Annotated in this window: 14 protein-coding genes; 12 read left to right on the forward strand and 2 right to left on the reverse strand. The window is 63.9% G+C overall.

Features of this window, described 5'->3' with window-relative positions:
- Positions 1-586 precede the first annotated feature (586 nt).
- Positions 587-1,492 carry an ATP-binding protein gene (locus tag QZX93_RS09625; protein WP_295391527.1) on the forward strand — a complete coding sequence of 302 codons (906 nt, stop codon included), beginning with the start codon at positions 587-589 and terminating at the stop codon, positions 1,490-1,492.
- 2 nt (positions 1,493-1,494) lie between these two features.
- Positions 1,495-4,032, forward strand: a complete 2,538-nt coding sequence (locus QZX93_RS09630; protein ID WP_295391528.1) for a S8 family peptidase — start codon at positions 1,495-1,497, stop codon at positions 4,030-4,032.
- A 152-nt stretch (positions 4,033-4,184) separates the two neighbouring features.
- Here QZX93_RS09630 and QZX93_RS09635 read toward each other — a convergent pair whose 3' ends face one another.
- On the reverse strand, positions 4,185-4,775 hold the full coding sequence (locus QZX93_RS09635) for a PD-(D/E)XK nuclease family transposase (RefSeq protein ID WP_295391529.1): 591 nt from the start codon (positions 4,773-4,775) through the stop codon (positions 4,185-4,187).
- Positions 4,776-4,792: 17 nt separating this feature from the next.
- Positions 4,793-5,143 (reverse strand): hypothetical protein, encoded by a 351-nt coding sequence (locus QZX93_RS09640; RefSeq protein ID WP_295391530.1) that lies wholly within the window; start codon positions 5,141-5,143, stop codon positions 4,793-4,795.
- A gap of 223 nt (positions 5,144-5,366) precedes the next feature.
- Between QZX93_RS09640 and QZX93_RS09645 the strand changes: the two genes are divergently transcribed.
- The 10 genes from QZX93_RS09645 (at position 5,367) to QZX93_RS09690 (ending at position 20,702) form a co-directional block, all read left to right on the forward strand.
- A complete protein-coding gene (locus QZX93_RS09645; protein ID WP_295391531.1) occupies positions 5,367-5,738 on the forward strand; it encodes a BrnA antitoxin family protein in 372 nt (123 codons plus the stop codon).
- A 2-nt stretch (positions 5,739-5,740) separates the two neighbouring features.
- Positions 5,741-9,634: an exodeoxyribonuclease V subunit beta gene (gene recB / locus QZX93_RS09650; protein ID WP_295391556.1), complete on the forward strand. Its 3,894-nt coding sequence runs from the start codon at positions 5,741-5,743 to the stop codon at positions 9,632-9,634.
- A complete protein-coding gene (gene recD, locus QZX93_RS09655) occupies positions 9,631-11,670 on the forward strand; it encodes an exodeoxyribonuclease V subunit alpha (RefSeq protein ID WP_295391532.1) in 2,040 nt (679 codons plus the stop codon). Before recB ends, recD begins: the two co-directional genes overlap by 4 nt.
- 278 nt (positions 11,671-11,948) lie before the next feature.
- On the forward strand, positions 11,949-14,693 hold the full coding sequence (locus QZX93_RS09660; RefSeq protein ID WP_295391533.1) for a DUF499 domain-containing protein: 2,745 nt from the start codon (positions 11,949-11,951) through the stop codon (positions 14,691-14,693).
- Complete coding sequence (locus QZX93_RS09665; RefSeq protein ID WP_295391534.1) at positions 14,693-15,715, forward strand: hypothetical protein; 1,023 nt, start codon at positions 14,693-14,695, stop codon at positions 15,713-15,715. Before QZX93_RS09660 ends, QZX93_RS09665 begins: the two co-directional genes overlap by 1 nt.
- Before the next feature lie 41 nt (positions 15,716-15,756).
- Positions 15,757-16,155 (forward strand): clan AA aspartic protease, encoded by a 399-nt coding sequence (locus QZX93_RS09670; protein ID WP_295391535.1) that lies wholly within the window; start codon positions 15,757-15,759, stop codon positions 16,153-16,155.
- A 101-nt stretch (positions 16,156-16,256) separates the two neighbouring features.
- Positions 16,257-19,481 (forward strand): hypothetical protein, encoded by a 3,225-nt coding sequence (locus tag QZX93_RS09675; protein ID WP_295391537.1) that lies wholly within the window; start codon positions 16,257-16,259, stop codon positions 19,479-19,481.
- Entirely contained in the window at positions 19,478-19,813 is a 336-nt protein-coding gene (locus QZX93_RS09680; RefSeq protein ID WP_295391539.1) for a nucleotidyltransferase domain-containing protein, read from the forward strand. Before QZX93_RS09675 ends, QZX93_RS09680 begins: the two co-directional genes overlap by 4 nt.
- Positions 19,810-20,205 carry a HEPN domain-containing protein gene (locus QZX93_RS09685; protein WP_295391541.1) on the forward strand — a complete coding sequence of 132 codons (396 nt, stop codon included), beginning with the start codon at positions 19,810-19,812 and terminating at the stop codon, positions 20,203-20,205. The genes QZX93_RS09680 and QZX93_RS09685 overlap by 4 nt, the downstream gene beginning before the upstream one ends.
- The gene (locus QZX93_RS09690; protein WP_295391543.1) at positions 20,202-20,702 is read left to right on the forward strand and encodes a hypothetical protein; all 501 of its coding nucleotides are present in this window, start codon (positions 20,202-20,204) and stop codon (positions 20,700-20,702) included. The genes QZX93_RS09685 and QZX93_RS09690 overlap by 4 nt, the downstream gene beginning before the upstream one ends.
- Positions 20,703-20,711: the final 9 nt, after the last annotated feature.

Raw genomic sequence — 20,711 nt, forward strand, 5'->3', positions numbered from 1 at the left:
GTTCGGCAGAGCAGTAATCGCTCCAAGCCCTGTCAGGGGCTTGTCGATGCGGCTCGTTATGCGACTCTATGACGCCCTACATGTCGTCATAACATCATGTAATTTATAAATATGCCGACCTACTGAGATCCCAAAGAGCCGGCATCCCCATGAACACGAGCGATAAATCAGCAGGTTAGCGAAAAACGGCGGGGGCTGGGGCGTTGCCAGGCAGTCGGGGCTTTTAGCTCTTATCCATGCAACCGATCTATACCGATATTTTGTGTGGATACCTCGGGGTCTGCCCCCGGTTTCGGTTTACTCTCGGTTACGCCTTTCCCATCTAGTTTCTGAAAAACTGGATCAGCACTCAGCAGGAAGAAAAACGGGTAGCATAGAACCCCCTGCCCTTGGAAGACGAAAAACCGAGGGATCCTCACTTTTTCCCAAGTCTTCTTTTCGGCTGAATTAGCTGTATGGCGAACGCGGATTTATTGGTCGGCCTGGTGAAGGCCGGCACCACAGGCGACAACGCCGCCTTCCGGCGCCATGTCGAATCGCTGATCGCTGATCGCTGATCGCTGACGAGCGGGCGAAGAAGCATGGCTTGCTTGCCGACCGATTGGGCGCGCTCCTGCGTAACGGCTCCAGTAACCCAGCGCCCGCGCGCTTAAACGACAGCAGTGCCGGCCAATACCTGCTGGAACAGACGCCAGAGCGCGCCTTGGACAGCTTGGTGCTGACGCCGGAAACCGAATCGCTGTGTCGCGAACTGATCGTTGAACAACATCGCGGCGACCTGCTCAAGACATACGGCTTATCACCGCGCCATCGCTTGCTGGTGGCTGGCCCACCCGGTAATGGCAAGACCACTCTCGCGGAAGCCATCGCCTACGAATTAGCCGTGCCGCTTCTGGTTGTTCGTTACGAGGGCCTGATCGGCAGCTTTCTTGGGGAGACCGGCAGCCGCCTCCAAAAAGTGTTCGATTACGCAAGGATGCAACGCTGTGTCCTGTTCTTCGACGAGTTCGAAGTTCTCGGTAAAGAGCGAGGTGACACGCGGGAGACCGGAGAGATCAAACGAGTTGTCGGCACCCTGCTGACACAGATCGACCGGTTGCCCGATTACGTGGTTGCCATCGCCGCCAGCAATCATCCGGAGTTGCTTGATCGAGCTGCTTGGCGCCGCTTCCAGGTACGCATCCGTCTGCCAGCGCCCAGCAAGGCGCAGATCACCGACTTCGTCGACAATTTCGCCACCAGCAGACGTTTCAATTTCGGGCTGGCGGCTTCCACCATCGCTGACGGTCTCACCGACCACTGTTTTGCCGAGGTAGAAGAGTTCTGCGTCGATGTTATGCGACAGTCCATCCTGCACGGCCAGATGGACAACGCACGCAAGCTGACCCAAAGCAAACTCAAGCAGTGGCGTGAACGCGCGGCCGTCCGAATCCGGAGCGAAGCGAGGCCAAGGAATATGTTGCTCCTTCCGCAGCAAGAAAATGGAGGCTGAAGGTGAGTGAATACCCACTGCTGATATTCCCCACTCGTGAAGTGATGAAGCGCCCTGACGGCCACGGTGGCGGAGGAATGCCACACAAACCGGGATTGGTCCGGCAGGTGGCGCATCTCGGACCGAAGTTCGAGGCCCTACGCGACGCCTTCGAGTCGGAGCGGCTGGCTTTTCAGACGAATCCCCAGGGCCTGGCACCGGATTTTGTGCTGGTGATCGAAACCTTCGGACGCATTGAGGATTTTCGCCGCGCAGCCCAAGCCATCGGCATGCACTGGCTGGGGGAAATCGACCAGGAAGACCTCGATCCAAACGATGACTTCTGGATACCCAATGCCAAGACTGGAGCGCGGACCGACAAGCCGCTTGATGGTCGGATCTATCTGGGGATGGCCAACCAACAAGCCATGACCCAGTTGCTCAGACTCTGGAACTTGTACCAGGCTGAAACAGACCTCGGTCGTGGCAACCAAAAATGGCGCGACTTGTTTGCCTACGCTAAGGACATCCGCCGGTGGGGTGCCCGCGACCGTTTGCGCCCCGAGATCATCGAGGACTGGCGAGAGGAAGACGACACGACCAGCGTCCCCTTCCGCTTGGAACTCTGGTTTGACCAGGACGGCCAAACCCGAGAAGCCGCCGTGCGCCGCGCCATCTCCGAAGTGGATGGAGAAGTGTTGGCGGCTGTTCGCATAGACGACATCCGCTTCCACGCGCTTAAAGGGCGGTTGCCCCGCGCGGCCGCTCAGGCTGCCGTTGCTTTCGCGGACGGAGGTGAAGAAAGCACCCTGGCAACCATCTTTCGACACAACGAAGTGAGGTATTTCCTGCCGGAAGCCCAGGGGGTTGCGATCATGGCGCCGGATTCGGAAGCGGGGCCGGCAGTGCAGTTGCCGCCCCCAACCGAGCAAGATCCGGTGGTTGCCCTGCTGGATGGTCACCCCCTCGCAGGCCATCAACTACTAGATGGCCGACTGCGCATCAACGATCCCGACGACACCCTCGCAAGCTATCAGCCTGGCGAAATGCGCCACGGCACAGCCATGGCGTCACTCATTCTGCATGGCGAGTTGGACTTCAACGCGCCACCATTGACCCGCCCCCTCTATTGTCGGCCTGTCCTGGTTCCGGACCCAGGATGCCCTGACCGTGAGCACATCCCAGAAACTGCCTTCGCGGAGGACCGAATCCATCGCGCTGTTGTCGAGATGTTCGAGGGCGCCGAACCCGCCGCACCCACGGTGCGCTTCGTCAATCTGTCCGTCGGCGAAGAGGCGTTTCATGACGAGATGAGCCCTTGGGGTCGGCTTATCGACTGGCTTGCCTTCAAATACCGGTTGTTGTTCTGCATCAGCGTGGGCAATCAGACCGAGGCCATCGAAACCCACATGACGGACGCTGACTTTCAGGCACTACCCGAAGCCACCAGGATCGATGCCACCATTCGCCATCTGGGCCAAACCCTCGGCGAGCGCACCTTGCTAAGTCCCGGCGAAGCCATCAATGCGCTCACCGTGGGGGCTCTGCATTGCGATCAATCCAACGTCCATTACTTGGCAAATCGGGTCGATCTGCTTCCATCAAACACAATGCCCAGCCCAGTCATCCGCTTGGGACCGGGATATCGGAACGCGATCAAGCCAGACATCCTCCTGGCCGGTGGTCGGCAACTTTATAGTTACTGGGGTGGAAACGGGCACTACAAGATCGCTTCCGCAGGCTTGCCGCCGGGTCAGAAGGTCGCCATACCGGATACCCAAGGCGCTGGCGACCTCACCAAGACTGCCTTCACTCGCGGTACCAGTAATGCCACAGCCCTTGCCAGTCGTGCCGCCGCCCGACTCTGCGACATCCTGGAATCCCTTCGCGTCCTGCCCGGCGGAGAGCGTATCGACCGCGATACCACCGCGCCTCTGTTAAAAGCGCTGCTGGTGCATGGCGCGAGTTGGCCGGAGAACGCAGAGGCCATCGGGCGCGTCATCCCAGTGCCCAACCACCGCCGGAAGCGCGCCATCGCCCGCTTTATCGGCTACGGCGTCGCCGATACGGCACGCGTGGAAACCTGTGCCGCTCAGCGTGCCACTGTCCTCGGCTGCGGCCTACTGAATCAGGACCAGGCTCACGAATACGCCTTCCCGCTGCCGATGGAACTGAGCGATAGCGCGGAATGGCGCCGCCTTACAATCACACTCGCGTGGCTGAGCCCGGTCAGCCATCAGCACCGTGCCTACCGTCAAGCGAAGCTGAGTTTCGACCCGCCCGCCAACGAATTGTCATTGAAGCGCCAGCAAGCGGACTGGCAACAAGTCCGAAACGGCACCGTCCAGCATGAAATTCTGGATGGGGACCAAGCCCGCGTATTCATAGACGGTGAATTCCTGCGTATCAAAATCTCCGCCCAAGGCGATACCCAGCAGGATTTCGACGACGAGGTTCCCTATGGTTTGGCAGTCACGCTAGAAGTCGCCGAGAGCTGCGGCCTGCCGATCTACCAGCGAGTGCGGGAGAAACTCGGAGTCGCTATCCAGGCAACTGCGTGACGGCGGCGGCGTACGACCGCTGCCCCAATTGCGGTCAGCCAAGTAGGGTCCGCTGCGCGGACCCCATCCCGCGCGGGACCAACCGAAGAAGGTTCCGCGTCGCATACTCGACCGGGTTTTCTGGGGAACGAGGAATTGCCGACAGGCCGCGATCACTGCGGCGTCCCGGGGTCAGACGGTTCCGGTTTGTCGGCAAGCAATCGCTTCAGCCGCTCGTTCTCGGCCAAGGCTTCGTCCTTGGCGATCCGCTCCTGCTCCTTTGCCGCCCGCTCTTGCTCCTTGGCGGCCCGCTCCTGCTCCGCGTCCGCCCGCGCCTGTTCCTTGGCGGCTCGCTCCTGCTCCTTGGCGGCCCGCTCGTGCTCCGCGTCCGCCCGTGCCTGCTCCTTAGCCGCCCGCTCCTGTTCCACGGCGGCCCGCGCCTGCTCGACCTCCGCGCGCAGGTCGTCGAATTCGAGCTGGACGCTCTGCTGTTCGCGCAGATAGTCTTGCCGCGCCTGGTAGGCATGGTAGGCGTGTTCTTTCTCGGAGCATGCCTTCAGTGTATTCATGGCTCGCCTCATCTCTTGGGTCTGCATCCAGGCCGGCAAGGCGTCCTCGTCCAAGCGCTCAGCCTCGTTGAAGAATTTCAGCCATCGCTGCTGCTCGGTGTGGACCGCGTCGGCGGCGAATTTACTGAGTTCCAGCAGCCAGATGCCATCGTGGTCCAAGAACACCCGTCCACGTTGGTCGCGCAGTCGGAACACGTGGGCGAGGAAATGGATCAGCAGGTCACGATTCTCGCCACCTGGGCCGGGCTGACGCTGGAGAGCCGGGTCAACCGCTCGTCACGCCCTTCGCGAACCCGGTGGTGCGTACCGTTTCTGCCGCCAGTACCACCGTCGATGGTCGTGTGGTCGACGTGCCCCCGCGCGAGATCCGCCTTGATCCAGGGGGGGGCGACAGCCAGCGCGCTGACGCCCGGCGTGCGCAATGCTGGCACCGGCACCGTGCCGGCCAACGCGTCGGCGACCGTGAAGAAGGCGGCCTCGCGGCGTACAGCGTCCGATACAGGCGTGACATCGCTGGAGCGGGCGGCCCCGTCGGCCGTAGTAACGTTTTGCTGGACAGGCACTCAATCCGTTACTACACTCACCCCACGATCACCTTCGACTCGGCCAAACGGCGCGCCGATCTCGCCAATTCATGGCATTGACTTGGCTGCGTGAGAACCAGTCTTTGACGGTTTCATGCGCACCGCGGAAGACCGGCGGCTGGCCTACGGTGGGCCGCGACTGCAAAGCCTGGGGTTGACCGGGTGGTCTTCCTGGTCTGGGTCGATCGCCAGGACGGTCCCCATGTCATCTCCTGCCGCGCGGCAACCACACATGAAGCGCAATACGACTTCCAAACCCTCGATCGGCCCTGAACAGATGGCAGCGGCGCTGGCTGCCGCCCCGGAGCGCGCGGACGATCCGGACTGCCGCTACGATCCCAAGGATCCGGCCGCCGTGGCAGAGCACTGGAAGGACTCCATCACCGGTCAGTCGTTGGCCGAGCTGCGGGGTACGTTGACGGCGCGCCGGCGCGGCCCGGGGCGGGCACCGGCCAAGGTCTCGACCACGATCCGGCTCGACGCCGATGTGCTGGCCGCCCTGAAGGCCACCGGCCCCGGCTGGCAGACGCGCATCAATGACGCGATGCGTGCGTATGTCGAGACGCTGCGGTGAGTATGCCCGTCATCGACAGAAACTCTTCGACCGCGGACGCCCCCCAGACGCTCGACGCGCTGCGTTTCCCCCTGCACGGCAGCCGGCTGATCGAGGCCAGCGCCGGCACGGGCAAGACCTTTACCATCGCGACGCTGTATGTCCGGTTGGTGCTGGGTCATGGCGAGCCGGAGCCGCCGCCCCAGCCACGCGAGGACGATCTGGCCGCTGGAGCGGCCACGGATGCATTCCCACGCGGAGCGTGGGAACGAGTCGAAGTCCGCGCCTTCACCCCACCCGAGATCCTGGTCGTCACCTTCACCGATGCCGCCACCCAGGAGCTGCGCGAGCGCATCCGCGCCCGCCTGAGCGAGGCCGCAGGCGCGTTCAGTGAGGACCCGGCCGGGGTGGCGGCGCAGCCGGTGGGCCATGACCTGCTGCATGACCTGCGTGCCGAGTACCCACCTGAGCGCTGGCCGGCCTGTGCGCGCAAGCTGCAACTGGCCGCCGAATGGATGGACGAGGCGGCGGTGTCCACCATCCATGCCTGGTGCAACCGCATGCTGCGCGAGCATGCATTCGACAGCGACAGCCTTTTCACCCAGACACTGGAGACCGACCAGAGCGAGCTGCTGGCCGAGGTGGTGCGTGACTACTGGCGCACCTTCATGGTGCCGCTGGATGCGGAGGCGGTCGCCGAGGTCCGCCAATGGTGGTCCGATCCGGCGGCCCTGCAAGCCGATCTGCGCGGCCTGGTCGACCATGCCGAGCGGCTCGCGGACGCACCGGAACCGGCCAGCGCGCTGCGGACCCTGCGTGTGGAGCGGGAGCAGCGTTTGGCCGAGATCAAGGCCCCCTGGGCAAGCTGGGTGGATGAATTGCAGCGACTGCTCGATGGCGCGGTCGCCGCCAAGCAAGTCAATGGCAGGAAGTTACAGGCCAGGTATTACAACCCCTGGCTGGCTGCCTTACGCGATTGGTGTGGTGCCCCGGCCGCCGTCGCGCTCGATCTGAAGACCGGCTGGACCCGCCTGACGCCTGACGGGTTGGCCGAGGCCTGGAGCAAAGGCGAGCCGCCCGATCACCCGGCCCTGACGGCGATGGTGACCCTGGGCGACGACCTGGCCAATCTGCCCAATGCCCGCCCCGGGCTGCTGCGCCACGCCGCCCGCTGGGTTGCCGGGCGCTTCGCCGTGGAGCAGGCACGCCGCGCCCAGATGGGCTTCAACGACCTGCTGACCCGGCTGGCTGACGCCTTGGATGGACCCAATGGCGCGCGCCTGGCCGAGATCGTCCGGCGCCAGTTTCCGGTCGCGTTGATCGACGAGTTCCAGGACACGGACCCGGTGCAGTACCGCATCTTCGATGCCGTCTATCGGGTCGCAGACAATGACCCGGCGACCGCGCTGGTCCTCATCGGCGACCCCAAGCAGGCGATCTATGCCTTCCGCGGTGCCGACATCTTCACCTATCTCCAGGCGCGCCTGGCCTGTGCCGGGCGGCTCTACACCCTGAGGCGCAACTTCCGCTCCACCCACGCCATGGTCGGTGCGGTCAACCGGTGCTTCCTGGCCGCGGAGGAGCGCGCGACCGGGCGCGGGGCCTTTCTCTTCCGCGACGCCGCGCAGAACCCGGTGCCCTTCATCGCGGCGCAGTCACAGGGACGGGCCGACGTCTGGTCAGCCGAGGGCCTGGCGCTGCCCGCGCTCACCGCCTGGTGGCTGCCCGCGCCGGGCGACGACAAGCCGCTCACCAAAGGGGCCTATCGCGACCAGATTGCCGCGGCCTGCGCGAGCGAGATCGTGCGTCTGCTTAATCTGGGGCAGGCGGGGCGGGCCGGATTCGGTCCCGCCGAGGCCCCGCGGAAGCTGCGCCCGGCGGACCTGGCCATCCTGGTCAACAAGCGCCACGAGGCCGACCTGATCCGCCGCGCACTGGCGCAGCGCGGGGTGCGCAGCGTTTATCTCTCGGACCAGGATTCGGTCTTTCGCAGCCCCCAAGCCGGCGAGCTGCGGCACTGGCTGGCGGCCTGCGCCGAGCCCGATGATCCCCGCCGGCTGCACACCGCGCTCGCCACCGCGACCCTGGGCCTCGACTGGGCCGAACTGGAGCGGATGAACCAGGATGAGTTGGCCTGGGAGGCGCGTGTGTTCCAGTTTCACGGCTATCGCGACCTCTGGCGCCGCCGCGGCGTGCTGCCGATGCTGCGGCGTCTGCTCAACGATTTTCAGGTCCCGGCCAGACTGCTCAACCAGGGGCAGGACCCAGAGACTATGGGTTCCGCCCCCGCTTTGGAAGGCGAGCGCATCCTCACCAATCTGCTGCACCTGGCCGAACTGCTGCAACAGTCGAGTACCCTACTGGAGGGCGAGCACGCACTGATCCGCCATCTGGCCGAGCAGTGCGAGGATGGGGCCAGCGGTGCCAATGGGGACGCGCGCCAACTGCGCCTGGAGAGCGACGCCGACCTGGTGCAGGTGGTGACGGTCCACAAGTCCAAGGGGCTCGAATACCCGCTGGTCTTCCTGCCCTTCGCGGCCGATCATCGGCCGACCAAGGCCACTGACCTGCCGCTCAAATGGCACGACGACACCGGCGAACTGCGCCTCACACTCACCGCCGAGGAGGCCGCCCTGGAGCAGGCCGACCGCGAGCGTCTGGGTGAGGACCTGCGCAAGCTCTATGTCGCACTGACCCGCGCCCGCTATGCCACCTGGGTGGGGCTGGGCCCGCTCGCTGGGCTGGAGAACGGCGCCTTCGGCTATCTGCTGGGTGGCGGCGAACCCTTGGGGCCTGATGGGCTGACGCACGCACTGGAGGCCTTGCGCGGGGACTGCCCCGACCTGGCCATCTGCCCGGCGCCCGAGCCGACCGACGCGCAATTCTCACCCGTGGACGCCAGTGAGGCGCTGGGGACCGCGCGTGTCTCAGGCCAGGTCGTCAGCGAACCTTGGTGGATCGCCAGCTACTCCGCCTTGCGGACGGTGGCGGGTGAGGCCGCCCACCGGATCGAGCCGGAGCTGACCGACCCCAGCGCCGAAACCCCGGCCGAGGACCGCTTCCGGGAGCAGCAGATCGCGCCGCCCGCGCTTCCGGAGGCCACCGCCGCGCTGGAACCCCCGCCGGATCAGACCGCGGCCCAACGGCGGCCGGCCCCCGGCACCCCCCATGACTTTCCCCGCGGATCGGAGGCGGGCACCTTCCTGCACGACCTGCTCGAATGGGCCGCGACCCGGGGCTTTGCGGCCGTTGCCGCCGATCGCGGACTGTTGCGCGACACCGTGGCCCGGCGGTGTCAGATGCGGGGTTGGGACCACTGGGTCGAGCCCCTGACGGACTGGCTGCACCAGCTCATCACCCAACCGTTGCGGCTGCCGGCCCTGGGCGATGCGCCGCCCACCGAGCTCAGCCTTGCCGGCCTCGGCAGCGCCGTCCCCGAGATGGAGTTCTGGCTGGCCGCGCACCGGGTGGATGCCCGCGCGGTCGATCGGTTGGTCAGCGCCCACACGCTGGGGGGCGCCCCGCGCCCGGCGCTCCAGCCCAACACGCTCAATGGCATGCTCAAGGGCTTCATGGACCTGGTCTGCGAGCACCAGGGCCGCTATTACGTCGCCGACTATAAATCCAACTGGCTGGGTCCGGACGCCGCCGCCTACACCCCCCAGGCCATGCGCGCCGCGATCCTGCACGCCCGCTATGAGCTGCAATATGTGCTCTATCTCTTCGCCCTGCATCGGTTGCTCAAGGCGCGCCTGCCCGACTATGACTACGACCGCCATATCGGCGGTGCCCTCTATCTCTTCCTGCGCGGCGCCGAGGCACCGAGCCAGGGGCTGCATGTGGAGCGCCCACCCCGCGCCTTGATCGAGCAACTAGACGACTGCTTTACCGGTTCGACCGCGGAGTCACTGGCATGACACAGACCTCACTGCTGGCCGGCGCCGACGGCGAAACCCGGTTACGCTCGATCCTCGCCCGCTGGGCGGAGCGCGCGTGGCTGCGCCCGCTCGATGACGCCTTCGCGCAATTCCTGTGGCACGAGGTGCCGGACGCGTCCCCCTTGGCGATCCTCGCCGCCGCGCTGGCCAGCCACCAACTCGGGCGCGGTCATGCCTGTCTGGATCTCGCGGCGACCCTGCGCGATCCGGCCTTCGCCCTGTCACTGCCACCCGAGGGCACGGACTGGGAGGCGGACCCGCCGCCGCGGCCCGCCGCGGTGCTGGGGCGGCTCACGCTCACCGACTGGCAGGCCGCGCTCGTGCATCCCGACCTGGTCGGCGCTGGCCCGGGCGCGACCCCGCTGGTGCTCATTGGCCCACGGCTGTATCTGCGCCGCTATTGGGGCTATGAGCAGGCCATCCGGGGCGCCATCGACGACCGGCTGGCGCGCAGCGCGGCCATTCAGGCGGCACTGCCGATTGAGGCCATGCGCCAGATTCTCGGCGGTCTGTTCCCGCCGTCGGCCATCGCGCCCGACTGGCAGAAGCTCGCCTGCGCCCTGGCCGCCCGCAGTGCCTTCAGCATCGTCACCGGCGGCCCCGGCACCGGCAAGACCACCACCGTGGTGCGCCTCCTGGCCCTGCTGCAGGCCCTGGCGCTGGCCGAGTCCGCCCGCCCACTGCGTATCCGCCTGGCCGCGCCCACCGGCAAGGCCGCCGCCCGCCTGAATGCTTCCATCGCCGGCACGGTTGCGGACCTGAAGCTCGGCGATCTCGCGGACGCCGAGACGGTGCGCGCCGCCATCCCGGTCAGCGTGACCACGCTGCACCGACTGCTCGGCAGCCGTCCGGATACGCGACGGCTGCGCCACCACGCCGGCAACCCGCTGGCGCTGGACGTGCTGGTGGTCGACGAGGCCTCTATGGTCGATCTGGAGATGATGGCCGCCGTCCTTGATGCGCTACCGGCCCCGGCGCGTCTTATTCTGCTCGGCGACAAGGACCAGCTCGCCTCGGTGGAGGCGGGGGCGGTGCTGGGTGAACTCTGCGCACGGGCGCTGGAGGGTCATTACCATCCGCAGACCAGCGACTGGCTCCAGACCGCGACCGGGGACGCGATCGAGGCGCGCCTGATCGATCCGGCCGGCACCCCCCTGGATCAAGCCATCGTCATGCTGCGCCATAGCCACCGTTTCGCCGCGGACAGCGGCATCGGCCAACTCGCAACAAAGGTGAACGCCGGCGATCCAGAGGCGGCGCTGTGCATCTTGAAGGGCTGCCATGCCGATCTGAGTCTGGTCGAAACCGCCGGCACGGAGGACGCAGCCTTCCGGTCATTGGTGACCGAGGGCCGGGGAGGGGGGGCTGAACCCTTGCCCGAGTGCCATGGGTATCGCTATTACCTCGAGACACTGCGCGACCGCCAGCCCGCCGCGGATGCCGCCCCGGGCGCCTTCGACGACTGGGCACGCGCCGTGCTGAAGGCCCATGGCAAATTTCAGGTCCTCTGCGCCCTGCGCCGCGGCCCCTGGGGGGTCGAAGGACTCAACCAACGCATCGCCCGCCTACTCCAGTCCGCGGGCCTGATCCCCGCCAGCAGCGGCTGGTATCTCGGCCGTCCGGTCCTCGTCACCCGCAACGACTACGGCCTGGGCCTGATGAACGGCGACATCGGCATCACCCTGGAGCGCCCGGACATGGGGGACCTCTCGCGGCTGCGGGTCGCCTTTCCTGCCGGCGATGGCAACGACGGCATCCAATGGGTCCTGCCGAGCCGCCTGCTGGCCGTCGAGACCGTCTATGCGCTCACCGTGCATAAGTCCCAAGGCTCGGAATTTGCCCACGCCGCCCTCGTCCTGCCCGATAAACTGAGCCCCATTCTGACCCGCGAGCTCATCTACACCGGCATCACCCGCGCCCGCACCCATCTCACCCTGGTCCGCCCGGGCGACGACCAGGTATTGACCGACGCGATCGAGCGGCGAGTATTGCGGGCGAGCGGGTTGATGGAGTGACGTTGCAACCCAGGGTTCTGGGCCAGCGATAACAAACCTGAGACGCCTAATGGGGACGACTGCACAGCTCGCATACAAAGTGGCGCATTTTTGTAGTATCTTCGCCCCCCTGTATCCGTCCGTGGCCGAACATCGGGCGTGTACGGAAGTTGAGGGTCCGCGGTCGGTTGGATGTCCAGCCACACCCCTGGGACGGGAGGCTTCAGCCTCTGAGGGAACACAGCGGATCGGAGTTGGCTATCCGCTCTGCGCTGTCATAATGATGGGGAGCGACACTAATGCTTGGACTGACTTTAAGAGAGGAATTTCGGGGCAAACGCCTGAAAGGCACAGCTATCGAGCTGTCCAACGACTCCAACACCGGTGCGACCCAGGTCGCGGCCAAGTCGTTTCTGGATATCACCTATCCGACCCATGACCTGCTGAAGGGGATCGAGGCAGTGGGCCCCAACCAGGGCCGCCCGATCGTGGTGATCGGCGAGCGCGGTCTCGGTAAGTCGCACCTGCTGGCAGCCCTCTACCACGCTGTCAATGACACCACCTCGACCAGCACCTGGCTGCAATCCTGGGCGAAGACGCTCAACAAACCGGAGATCGGCCAGATCGCCCTGCGCGGCGAGATGTTAGTGATTGGCGAGAGCCTGCATCGCCAACGCTACAAGTTCCTTTGGGACCTCCTGTTCGAGCGCCATCCCCACGGCACCTACATCAAAGGCAAGTGGGAGGGTATGGGTGCGGCGAAGACTGATATCCCTTCAGATCAGCTGATTGTCGAGCTGCTCGAAAACAAGCCCACGATGCTGCTCCTGGATGAGTTCCAGACCTGGTTCGACGCACTGGTCGACAGCAAGAAAGCCCCCTGGAAGAGCTGGGCCTTCAACTTCATTCAGATCCTCTCCGAGATCGCCAAGGAACGGCCCGACCTCCTCGTCCTCGTCATCTCGGTTCGCAACGGGGGCAGCGACGCTTATCAGCAGGTGCACCGCGTCAACCCAGTCCCCATCGACTTCATGGCCGGCGGCAATCCCGAGCGGGTCCAGCAGGACCGCCGCCGGATGTTGCTGCACCGTCTCTTCGAGAATCGCCTGCAGATCGGCAAGTCCGAGATCGAGGGCCTGGTGGCGCCGCACGTCTCGGAATATCTCCGCCTGATGGAAGTACCGCCGGCCGAGCATGACCGCAAGCATCGCGAGTTCCTGGTCGCCTGGCCTTTCGCCCCCCACCTGCTGCGGCTGCTCGAAGACCAGGTCCTGATCGCGACCGACGCGCAGGAGACGCGCGACATGATTCGCATCCTGGCCAACCTTTACAAGAGTCGCGGTGAGTCCTCACCAGTGCTGACGGCCGCAGATTTTCGCCTCGATGACGATGCCTCCGGTATCGGTGCCCTGCTGGACTCCGTGTCGAACGAGCATCACCGCCGGCTGCGGGCCAAGGCCCAACAGAACATCCTCTCCGTCGCCGAGGCCATCCGCGACCATGCCAAGGTCGCCCCGCATTTGCAGGCAATCCTGGGTTCGCTGTGGCTAAGGTCGATCGCGGTCGGCAACCTGGCCGGCGCCGAGCCAGCAACCCTGCAGGCCGACATCACCCATAACCAGCCAATCGACGACAACGCCTTCCAGGTCGAGTTGGCGACCATCATCGAGAACGGCTTCAACATCCACCCGGACGGATCCAAGCTCGTCTTTCGCGAGGAGGAGAATCCCCAGGCCAAGCTGATGGCTTGCGCGCGCAACGACAAGCTGTTCGCCGATGGCTCCGATCTGACGCAGCTCGCCCGCGAGACCCGCTACGTCATCGGCGGCACCGAGGAGGTCGCCAAGACCTGGCGGGTGATTGCCCTGCCTAAGACCTGGCAAACCGACCCCTGGACGGCACTGGACGAGACCGAGCGCCCGGAGCGCTGGGACGATCGTCTTTTGCCCATTCTGGTGCTGCCGGAAGAACCCGATAATCTCGATCAGCGCCTCGGCAACTGGCTCAAAGACCAGCTACAGAAGCGTCGTAATACCATTCGCTTCCTGCTCCCGCGTGCCGGTTCTGGCAATGCATTTCTCGATCGCGAGCTGTTGATCCTCGCGCGTATGGAGATGAAGGCCCAGGAGTGGAGCGGGCAGAGTCCCGACTATAGGAAGCTCCACACCAAGTATCAGGGCGAGTTGCGCGACCACCTCAAGAAGCGCTTCGACCGCTTTGCGGTGCTCCAGCGCTGGGACTACGTCAACCCGAGGCAGTGCCGGTTCAGCATTGAGGCCCTCAAAAAGCAAGGAGCGCAGATCCCCGATGCCATTGAAGAGGTGCTAATCAACGACCTGTTCGTACCGGAAGACTTCGCCGACCTCGTACTGGAGGCCGCCGCGGCCGGCTCCAGCGTCGGCAAATTGCTGGGCGAATTGCAGGAACCTCGCCCGGCCGGCCAGTATTGCATCCCCTGGCTGGGCGAGACGGTCATGAAAGACCGCATCCTGCGGCTCTGTGCGCAAGGCAAGATCGCGATCAATCTCCGCGGCCTCGAACACCTGCAAACACATCCGGGCGAAGACGAGGACGCGGCCTGGAGGCGCCTGCGGCCCAAACTCTCGATTACGGGCCGCCAGCTCAACGAGGTCTTCCTCATGGAGCCCTCGGCCGTTGCCAGCACCGGTGGGAGCACCCCGCTTGCGCCCCAACCGTCCGGTGGGACCGGCGGCGGTGGCCAGCCTGGAGGGGGCACCACAACGACACCGCAACCCGATCAAACAGAAATTCCAACGGGTGGCCAAACGACCCCCAGCGGTGGCGGCATCTTTGGTGGAGGATCGCTTGGCGGCCCTAAGCCGCGGGTTACGTTGAGCAACCCACCGACATCACCCCTGAACCTCATCGGCAAGTTGGAAGGCTGGGGCATCGGCCCGGCGACGCCGGTCGCGGACGTGTCGATCAAGTTGTCCACCGCCACCGGTGCCCAGCTCAAGGAACTGCTAAAGAAGCTGCCGGACGGCATGACCTTTGAGCTCAGCCTGGAGAAGGAGGACACCTGATGGCCCTCGACACAGCGGTATTGCGGAACCTCACCAAGGACTCTGCCAAAGACGCGTGGCGCGTCATCATCGACCAGGCGGTCGAGATCGCATCCCGGCCGCTGACCGAGGGCAAAGCGGCCACTGAGGTGACCAAACGCGACCGCGAGATCGGCGCGTTCGATCACTTTCTATCCTCCAGCGCCTGGGACCTTTGGCAGGTCTTTGGCGACCCAAGCCTTAGTGGGGTCGAACGCACCGCTGATCGACTCGCGCGCTGGTGGGCCGAACCTGCCTTTGCGGACGGGGGTGCCAAGGCCGTGCTGATCCTTGATGGGCTTTCGCTGCGCGAACTCCCCTGGCTACTCCAGGGTGCGCAGGCGCGCGGCTTCACCCTGTACGAGGTGGCGGCCACGGCCTCAGAGCTTCCCGGTGAGACCAACGCATTCGCCCAGGCGCTCGGTTTGGGCAGTCGCAGCCAACTGCAGAACAACGGCGGCGGCAGCAATCACCGGCTTGCGCCCAGCCACACCGAATGCGTCGACCTGCCCTGGAGGGACTGCGCGGGGCTGATCAATAGTCAACCGAACTGGGTCTTCTGGCATCACTGGCCCGACAGCAAGGTTCACGACGGGTCCGGCGCCGGTCAGGGACTCGACACCCTAACCCGCGACGCCGCCCTGCAACTCACCAGCGACGATTTCTGGTTTTTCGTCGAGCGTTTGGCCCAGGGACGACGATTGGTCATCAGTTCAGACCACGGTTACGCCGCGACCGGCTATTTTCCTGATGCGGATGGCGAGGTCGGCCAATTCCTCAAAGCGACCTTCGCCAGTGGGCGTAGTATGGCCGGTACCGGCGACACCGGTCCCTTCGTGCCGCCCGTGGCGCTCCAGATCGACAGCCCCCACGGTCCCCATCTCCTGGCCCTTGGCCGGAGAAAATGGAAGAGCCAGGGCGGTTACCCGACGCTGACCCACGGGGGCCTGTCGCTGATGGAGGTCCTGTCGCCATTCGTCGAATTGTCGAGGGCCGACGGCTGAAGCGATGGCGGCCGGCAATTCCAAACCTGGGGAGAAAAGACATGGGCCTCGTGCATGCAAACCTGAACCTCAAGAATCCGCGCACCGGGGACGAGATGACGGTCCGCGCGATGGCCGACAGCGGCGCCCTGTTGATGTGCATTCCCCAGCATGTGGCCCTGCAACTCCAACTGGAAGAGCTGGAGCGGCGCGAAGTGACACTGGCGGACGGCAATCGTCACCTCGTGCCCTATGTCGGCCCGCTGCAGGTCCAGTTCAGTAACCGCCGCTGCTTCACGGGCGCCCTGGTGCTGGGGGACGAGGCGCTCCTGGGATCGGTGCCGATGGAGGACCTGGATGTGCTCATCGATCCCGCCCGCCGGCAGCTCATCGTCAATCCCGAGAGCCCGAATATCGCCGTGGCCCCGGTGAAATCACACGCCCTGACAGGAAGCCATTGAATATGCAACTCGAAGTTGATCGCGATGGGATGGACGCTGACAATGAACGATGAACGCGGCGACGTCATTCTGGTCAGTTTTCCGAACCTGGGACTCGCCTGATGGCTACCAAGAAAGAGATCCTCGCACAACAAGTCGCCCGGGCCGTTGGGGCAGGCAAAATCGTTGCGCTGGAAACCGTCGATTTCAACGACCCTAATCGCCCGAAGACCTGTCTGGAGGTGGACTTTCCGATCCTGCCCGTCAATCAGGTGGCGATCATCGAAGGCAACGCGGGCAAACCCATCTATCAGATGTCAAAATGGTGGGCACGGCGGCGCTCCAGCGTCTTCCGCTCCATGTTGATTGCAGCGGCCACCAAGGCCCCGGATGACCCCTCCCACGCGGCTAAGCTGGTGTGGGACAACTACTACGCCAATCACCAGAAGAAGGGCGCCTTCAAGCACCTGAAGGTCGCAGACATCTTCATGGGCGGCGGGACCACGTTGGTGGAGGGCTCCCGGCTCGGGATGCAGATGATCGGCAACGACTTGAACCCGGTCGCCTGGTTCGTCGTCAAGCAGGAGTTGGCCAATGTCGACCTGGATGAGGTCAAGCGCCTGCTCGCCGACATCGAGGCCGAGGTCAAGCCGCAGATTATGCCCTTCTACTGCTGTGACGGACCCAACGGTGAGAAGGGCAAGTGGACGCATCTGCCGACCGGTCGGGTCGAGGACGAGGCATTCGACCCGCTGGCGCTGAATCCAGAGGAGCGGCGCGAGTATAGCTACGAAGGGCCGGAGATCATCTACACCTTTTCGGCAAAGCATTGTCCATGCCAGGTGACGGGATGTGGGCAACGGACGCCTATCATGAGTAGCCCGGTGATGGCGATAAAGACGATAAGTGTCAAACACTGGGAGCACTGTTGCGGAAAATGTCGTGGTGAATTCCACGTTGAAGAAGAGGCCGCGCGGATGGCTCCCGATGTGCCGCTTTACGTAGCTTCTTCAGAATACCCGTTCTCCGTACTTGACCGGAAGAAGGGAGTTGTGTGTCCTCACTGCGGTCACACCGCACTCGCCAACCTTGGCAAGGGAAAGAACAAGAAAGTCGAAATCAGTCTGCTTGTGCATCCGCAATGGCTCGCTGGCAGCCCGAAAGTAGATGCCAATGGTCAACCGTTCGGCGGATCGGCCCAGGACGATGCAACTTCTTCTGCGCGGTGGAATCATGAACGTGCGTCGTGTATCCGGCTGCTGGAGGTGCGTGGTGCGCTGCCTGATGAGGTGACCTGTCCCGAGACGGGCGTCACCTTCCGGACGGACAAGGCGGGTGGGACGGTTCCTAGAAAGTCGCATTTCGCGTGCGGTAGCTGCGGCACGGTGCAGGATGTCCTGGCGAGCGTGAAGGCGAGCGGCAAGACCGGGCCGATGGCGAGCTATGCGATTCAGGGCTATTCGCCAAAACGGAATGCGGGCGGCGTGGCTTATGGTGGGCGATTTTTCGCACCGTTCGATGAGCGGATGGTGCGCCAATATAATGCGGCTCTCTCGGAGTGGGAGTCAAGAAAACGCGAAGAACTTGCGGATTATTGGCCAAAGAGTGAGGTTCCCTTCGGATTCATGACACACATGAATAATGGTGGGATACCGAATCACGGATTCACTCATTGGTGGACCATGTTCAATTCCCGCCAACTTCTGGTTCATGCGCAACTCCTGAAGGCGATGGTGACGCTTGGAGATTATACGTGGGAAACGAGGGAGTTTGTACTTGGGGCATTTCAGAACTATCTGCGAAATCTAAATAATTTCGCCTTCTGGCACATCACTAAAGATCACTTTGCACCAGCGCTTTCAAATAACAATTTCCACCCAAAATCAACAGTCATCGAAGTTGGTGTCTTTTCTCCAGTCGGCTACGGTCCTTGGTCATCGGCCTTTCCCCCAATTCTCGAAGGCCGCGAATGGGCCAATCAACCCTGGGAAGCAGTGAGCGCTGAAACGCTCAATCGCCTGCATCCCGAGACGGCCAGCGCCATTTCTGGAAAGAGCGAAAAGGTCTTCCCCAGCGATCCGGTCGGCACGGCCGAACTTACATGCGGTTCATCCACCGACCTAAAGCAGCTGCCGGACTCCAGCATCGATCTTGTCATCACTGATCCGCCCTTCGGTGGCCTGCTGCACTATTCTGAGCTGTCAGACTTTTTCCATGTCTGGCTGCGACTTGTCCTGAAGGACCGCTATCCGACGATATTCGGTGCAGACTACACCCCTAAGTCGCTGGAGGCGGTTGCTAATCGCGCCCGCGAACCCGATGACCCGGACGGCTTTTATCAGCGTCTGCTTACGCAGTGCTGGCGCGAGACCCAGCGGATACTCAAGCCTGGCGGTATACTCGCTTTTACTTTCCATCATAGCGAGGACGAACCTTGGGTAGCAGTGTTGGAATCGTTGTTCGACGCCGGTTTTTATCTCGAAGCGACCTATCCGATTCGCTCTGACGAGACCAAGGGAGAAGGGAGCAAGCCGGGAACTTTCGGATCCCAGCAGATCGAATACGACATTATCCACGTCTGCCGCAAGAGAACCGAAGAACCACAACCTGTGAGCTGGGGCCGGATGCGCCGTGAGGTGATGGCCGATGTCCGCCAACTGCAGGGTATGCTCGAAAACCACGCCAAGCAGGGTCTGCCCGCCGCGGACCTCCAGGTGATTCGGCGCGGCAAGGCGCTGGAATACTTCTCGCGCCATTACGGCAAGGTCTACGTCGACGAGGGGCGGCCGATCTCGGTCAAGGATGCGCTGGTAGGCATCAACCAGCTCATTGACGAGGACGCGGACAAGGGCAAGGAACCACCACCGGTCAACGCAGAGCCCATGACACGCCAGTTCCTGCGCACCTTCGGCGACGCCAACGAGGTTAAGCGCGACCAACTGCAGAAGTTCCTCAAGGGCTCTATCACCACACCCGACGAATTCGTGCAACGTGGCTGGTGCAACGAGAAGAACAAGGTCTTTACCCGTACGAACCCGCTCGACTTCGCCCGTGACTGGTCAGGCAAGCACAAGCGTAAACTGACCGCCGACCTGGACCAGGCGCTGGTACTGGTTGGGGCCTGCTTCGACGGCAGCGGCATCAACGCCTCCGACACGCTGAAGAACGAGAACTTCAAACCGCATGTCGCCCTCAAGGCGCTCTTGGATTGGCTGATTAAACACGGCCCTGACCAACCCACCCGGAATGCCGCGACCCGCGCCGCCGTGATCTACAACGCCTGGGCGGCAACCCAGGCCGTCAAGCCCCGACAGGGCGATCTCTTTGCGAGCGAGGATTATTCATGATACCTGACTCGCTGACGCTCGACGCGGCAAGGCGTTTTCTCGATACGGTAGCGCGCCTTTACCCCTTCCGCCAGGCCTGGCTGTTCGGCAGCCGGGCGCGGGGTGACGCCCGCCCAGACAGCGATCTCGATATCGCGCTGCTGCTCAAAGGTCCGCACGGCGCCTTCATACCCGCCAAGTTAGCGCTGGACGATCTGGCTTATGACGTCTTGTTGGAGACCGGTATCCATATCCAGCCCCTGCCCTTGTGGCAAGACGACTGGGACGTCCCTGAGACCTTTCCGAATCCGGATTTGATCGCGGCTATCCAGCGCGAGGGGGTGCCGTTGTGACACCCGACGAGCTGCTCGTCAAGGCCCGCCGGGCACTGGCTTCGGCCGAGTTGCTGCTGGAGCGAGGCGATCCCGAAGGGGCCTGCAATCGGGCCTATTACGCGATGTTCGACGCAGCGCGCGCCGGCTTGCTATCGCTCGGTACCGGCGCAACGTCGGGTAAGAGTCACAGCGGTCTTATCGCCGCGTTCAGCCTGCACTGGGTGAAGTCCGGGCGCGTGCCGCTGGCCTTGGGGAAGGCGTTCAATCGCGCCGCCGACCTGCGGTTGCTGGCCGATTACACCGGCAGTCCGATCGATGAGGTTACGGCCGGAAACACCATCCAGGATGCACAGCAGTTTCTGGAGGCGATCGAAGCCGGACTGGTGGACACGGGCGGGAGTTCATCTTGAGGTATCTCATCGATACGGTGTGGCAACGCCGCGGCACCAGCTGGATCTGGGACGAGGAGGCGCGCAACCAGGTCTGCGCGGCCCGCGAGGTATGGAGTCTGCGTCAGTTTCTACGTGCCGTGGGCCACTGGCCTGAAGACCTGCCGAGCAACGACAACAGCACCCTGGTGGTCGCGGGACTGGAGGGCTGCCTCGACCTGCTGACGCCCGAGGACGCCGAGGCCTGGCTCGGCGATGTCATCAAAGACGCCATCCTGTCGTTCCAGTCCCATTACGAGGGGGAGGTGGCCCTCATTTTTTGGCTGCCCTCTGGCCAGGGACGGATCAAGGTCAATCCGGCCACCGAGGCGGTAACCTGGCGTTGCTCTGCCCCGCACGGCCAAGAAGCCTTGGATTTCGGCCGCGTCTTGTGGGGCGAGGCGCTCGATTATCCGCAGGAGGTCCTGCTGCGCGAGGGCGCCAAGCCGGTTGGGCTGTTCCACCTACGCATCACCTGAGACCAGTGC

It is taken from the genome of uncultured Thiodictyon sp. (genome assembly GCF_903946935.1).
In the GTDB taxonomy this organism is placed as follows: domain Bacteria; phylum Pseudomonadota; class Gammaproteobacteria; order Chromatiales; family Chromatiaceae; genus Thiodictyon.

Excerpts from the sequence above, each read along its gene's own strand:
- QZX93_RS09645 (WP_295391531.1), top strand. The coding sequence starts at position 5,367 with ATGTCATCTCCTGCCGCGCGGCAACCACACATGAAGCGCAATACGACT.
- recB (WP_295391556.1), top strand. The coding sequence starts at position 5,741 with ATGCCCGTCATCGACAGAAACTCTTCGACCGCGGACGCCCCCCAGACG.
- recD (WP_295391532.1), top strand. The coding sequence starts at position 9,631 with ATGACACAGACCTCACTGCTGGCCGGCGCCGACGGCGAAACCCGGTTA.
- QZX93_RS09660 (WP_295391533.1), top strand. The coding sequence starts at position 11,949 with ATGCTTGGACTGACTTTAAGAGAGGAATTTCGGGGCAAACGCCTGAAA.
- QZX93_RS09665 (WP_295391534.1), top strand. The coding sequence starts at position 14,693 with ATGGCCCTCGACACAGCGGTATTGCGGAACCTCACCAAGGACTCTGCC.
- QZX93_RS09670 (WP_295391535.1), top strand. The coding sequence starts at position 15,757 with ATGGGCCTCGTGCATGCAAACCTGAACCTCAAGAATCCGCGCACCGGG.
- QZX93_RS09675 (WP_295391537.1), top strand. The coding sequence starts at position 16,257 with ATGGCTACCAAGAAAGAGATCCTCGCACAACAAGTCGCCCGGGCCGTT.
- QZX93_RS09680 (WP_295391539.1), top strand. The coding sequence starts at position 19,478 with ATGATACCTGACTCGCTGACGCTCGACGCGGCAAGGCGTTTTCTCGAT.